Genomic DNA, 3877 nt, shown 5'->3' on the forward strand with positions numbered 1-3877 from the left:
CACAATAAACAAGGAATCTTCTAGGTAATTTCAGATTTTTATGGAGGAATATATCTATCAAATACCATGGGATTCTTAAAAAATATTTTTGGTCCAAGCAAAGACGAAATTTGGGGACTATTAGAGAAAGAAATAAATGCTACATTACTCAATAAAGATAGCTTTTGGCATGAGTCAAAAGTAGTTTTAGAACACAAAAATTGGACAATCATTTTAGATGTATTTAGGCTTTCTTCGGGAAAAAGCTCCATGCCGTATACTCGTATGCGTTGTGCCTATATCAACAAAGATGACTTCAGATTTACCATTTACCCAGAAGGTATTTTCACCGACATCGCAAAATATTTTGGGATGCAGGATATTGAAATTGAAGATAAAATCTTTTATGATACTTTTGTGTTAAAAAGTAAAAATCCTGATCAAATCAAAGCTCTATTTAACGACGAAAACATAAAAAATGCTTTTCTAGCCTTGAAGGATTTAACACAGTTTCAAGTAAAAGTACAAGATGATGAAGGTTTTTGGGGACAACGTTTTCCAGACGGCGTTGATGAATTGTATTTAGAAACCCTTGGTATTATCAAAGATTTAGAAAAGCTCAAAATCATGTTTAAGCTTTTTGCTGAAATCATGGATAGACTCTGTGAGATTGGTTCGGCCTACGAAGCTCGACCCACTATAAATTTGACTTAAATATGAATTTGAGAAGGCTGATTTCGGAAATATTGATAGGAACAATATTTCCGAAATTCAATGTCCATAGCAGATGGTATTCAAATGTTATCAATTCAACATTCTATACTCATTTGGCGTATAACCAGTGCTTTTCTTAAACATTCTATTAAAATGTTGCGGATATTTAAAGCCCAAATCAAAAGCTATTTGGCTTATTGATTTTTCAGTATCAAAAATCTTTTCTTTGGCAAGATCAATCAATTTTAAGTGAATAAGCTCTTGAGCAGTTTTACCAGTCTCCTTCTTGATAAGATCCCCAAAATAATTGGGAGAAAGATTTAGTTGATTCGCGAAGTATCCAACCAAAGGAAAACCCAATTCATGAATCTTATTCGAGTTGAAATAATCGGCCAATAGGTTTTCAAACTTGGCAAGAACACCATTATTGATATTTTCGCGAGTAATAAACTGTCGATCATAGAAACGAACACTATAATTTAGGAGTAACTCGATACCATTGGTAATGATTGTCTTGGAGTGTTTATCAATAGTTTGACTTATCTCATACTCAAGTTTTACAAATAAATCTTTGATAATTTCTTGTTCTGCTAATGATAAATGCAATGCTTCGTTTGATTCGTAAGAGAAAAACGAATATTGACTCATCTGTTTTCCTAGCGAAGTACCTTTTATCAAATCTGGGTGAAAAAGTAACACCAATCCACTTGGCTGATAATTTTCCTCGTGGCTTATTTCTACCACCTGCCCTGGGCCAAAAAATACAAGAGTGCCTTCATCATAATCATAGCTACTGCGCCCATACTTCAATTCACCACAATTTGCTGCTTTCAAAAAGATAGCATAAAACCCAAAATGCAAACGGCAGTGATTGGGTAATGCTTTTGCATTTGAATTATCATAAACACTAATCAGAGGATGCTTTGTTTCGATACCTTTAAGTGTATTGAATTGAGAAATTTTCTCAAGCTTTATAATGTTCTCCATATTCTAAATTTTTAAACTATCCATTGTAAATATAATACGAAGAATATCAGTAAAATTAACTCGAATATGGCAATATGTAAAGTTGGTAATAACATCAGTAATCCGTATACATTTAGGATATCGGAATAAATGAAATTTGCAGTGTAGTTCGAAATTGGATATACAAAATAGGTTAATCAATCTTATAAAAACCATGAATAAGCGAAAATTAGGAAATAGCGGATTAGAAGTATCCGAATTGGGACTAGGCTGTATGGGTTTAACCTTTGGCTATGGCCCAGCAACCAACGAAAATGATGCCATAGCTTTGATTCAAAAGGCTTATGATAAAGGAATTACATTTTTCGATACCGCAGAAGCATACAGCCAAGGTGGCAACGAAACACTTTTAGGAAAAGCGGTTAAATCGTTTAGAAAAGAAGTAGTGATTGCTACCAAATTTGGTTTTAAAGACGGCGATGCCATGAAAGGAGTGGACAGTCGCCCTGAGAATATTAGAGCGGTGGTAGAAAATTCTTTGAAATATCTACAAACAGATGTGATTGATTTATTGTACCAACACCGTGTTGACCCCAATATTCCGATGGAAGACGTAGCAGGAACTGTCAAAGAGTTAATCCAAGAAGGTAAGGTAAAATATTTTGGCATGAGCGAAGCAGGCGTACAGAGCATCCGTAAGGCTCATGCGGTTTTGCCCGTAACGGCATTACAAAGTGAGTACTCTATGTTTTGGCGTGAGCCTGAAAATGAAATCATTCCGCTCTTGGAAGAATTAGGAATCGGATTTGTGCCTTTTAGTCCACTGGGAAAAGGATTTTTGACGGGTGCTATCAATGAAACCACCCAATTCGACCCAACCGATTTTCGTAATATCGTTCCTCGTTTTACAGAAGAAAACAGAAAGGCGAATCAGACGTTAGTTGATTTATTGAAAACAATCGCTCAAGATAACAACGCTACCCCTGCTCAAATTGCCTTGGCTTGGTTGTTGGCTCAAAAGCCATTCATTGCACCGATTCCGGGTACTACAAAAATTCACAGATTGGAAGAAAATGTGGGTGCAGTAAATGTATCATTGTCTGCCAACGATTTACACGACATACAAAATGCACTGGAAGACATAAAAATCGTAGGCGACCGCTACCCAGCTGCATTACAAGCAAGAGTCGGTAAATAATCATGAAATATCTATTGGTCATTTACAGCTTTATGAGCCTGACGGCTTGTACACAAAACAACTCGTTTGCTATGCAAAATAATATAGAAGATGAAAACTTGGCCGTTATGGCGGTGGTAAGGCAATTGGCCCAATTAATGATTGCCCGTGACACAGTCGCTATGAACAAAATTCTTGATAAAAACTATACCCTCACACACATGACGGGTTATGTACAATCCAAATCAGAGTGGTTTGATGAAGTAGCCAGAGAAAGCATGAAGTATTATTCAGCCAAAGAAGTGAACCATACTATCAAAGTGAATGGCAACACAGCAGAAGTAGTTACTCAAGATTTGGTAGATGCAAGAATTTGGGGAGGCCGACACACTTGGCGTTTGCAACAAAAAATGATATTAGAAAAACGCAATGGAGCTTGGATTATCCTAAGCTCTGTTGCCTCAACATTTTAAAAATTAACAAAAAGCAAATTATGAAATCAAATGTTTTAGTAATCATTGGCGTAGGTGGTATTGGAATGGCAATCGCCAGACGTGAAGGTGCAGGAAAAGTAGTTTTATTAGCCGACATCAGTAACAATTTATTGGCACAAGCAGCCAAAGACCTAGAAGATACGGGCTACGTAGTAGAAACCCAACAAACAGATGTTACTTCGCTTAGTTCGGTAGAAGCATTGGTAGCCAAAGCCACAAGCTTAGGAAATGTCTTACAAGTAGTCAATACCGCAGGACTTTCACCCAACATGGCATCGGTCGAAAAATTACTGGAGGTTGATTTAGTGGGTGCGGTTTATGTATTGGAAGAATTTGGAAAGGTGATTGCCGAAGGTGGTGCCGGTATCCATATTTCAAGCATGGCTGGTCACATGATTCCTGCATTGGGAGCAGAAATAGACAAAGCCCTGATGACTACACCAGCTGGTGAGTTGATGAATTTACCTGTATTACAGCCTGCTAATGTACCCAATACTACTTATGCGTATTGCCTCTCTAAAAGAGCCAATCATCTCCGTATTCAAGC

Annotated in this window: 5 protein-coding genes; 4 read left to right on the forward strand and 1 reads right to left on the reverse strand. The window is 37.0% G+C overall.

The features are described 5' to 3' along the window. Positions 1 to 66 precede the first annotated feature (66 nt). Positions 67 to 693 (forward strand): DUF3137 domain-containing protein, encoded by a 627-nt coding sequence (locus ACOVQ4_RS14900; RefSeq protein WP_421821422.1) that lies wholly within the window; start codon positions 67 to 69, stop codon positions 691 to 693. Positions 694 to 783: 90 nt separating this feature from the next. On the opposite strand, the gene ACOVQ4_RS14905 is transcribed toward ACOVQ4_RS14900, so the two are convergent. After that, entirely contained in the window at positions 784 to 1680 is an 897-nt protein-coding gene (locus ACOVQ4_RS14905; RefSeq protein ID WP_421821423.1) for a helix-turn-helix domain-containing protein, read from the reverse strand. 193 nt (positions 1681 to 1873) lie between these two features. On the opposite strand from ACOVQ4_RS14905, the gene ACOVQ4_RS14910 reads away from it, so the two are divergent. The 3 genes from ACOVQ4_RS14910 to ACOVQ4_RS14920 form a co-directional block, all read left to right on the forward strand. Then, complete coding sequence (locus ACOVQ4_RS14910) at positions 1874 to 2857, forward strand: aldo/keto reductase (RefSeq protein WP_421821424.1); 984 nt, start codon at positions 1874 to 1876, stop codon at positions 2855 to 2857. A 71-nt stretch (positions 2858 to 2928) separates the two neighbouring features. Next, the gene (locus tag ACOVQ4_RS14915; protein WP_421821425.1) at positions 2929 to 3309 is read left to right on the forward strand and encodes a nuclear transport factor 2 family protein; all 381 of its coding nucleotides are present in this window, start codon (positions 2929 to 2931) and stop codon (positions 3307 to 3309) included. A gap of 20 nt (positions 3310 to 3329) precedes the next feature. Continuing rightward, positions 3330 to 3877 (forward strand): SDR family NAD(P)-dependent oxidoreductase (locus ACOVQ4_RS14920; RefSeq protein WP_421821426.1); only part of this gene is annotated, 548 nt, incomplete at its 3' end.

It is taken from the genome of Flectobacillus sp. (assembly GCF_049240685.1).
Taxonomy (GTDB): domain Bacteria; phylum Bacteroidota; class Bacteroidia; order Cytophagales; family Spirosomataceae; genus Flectobacillus.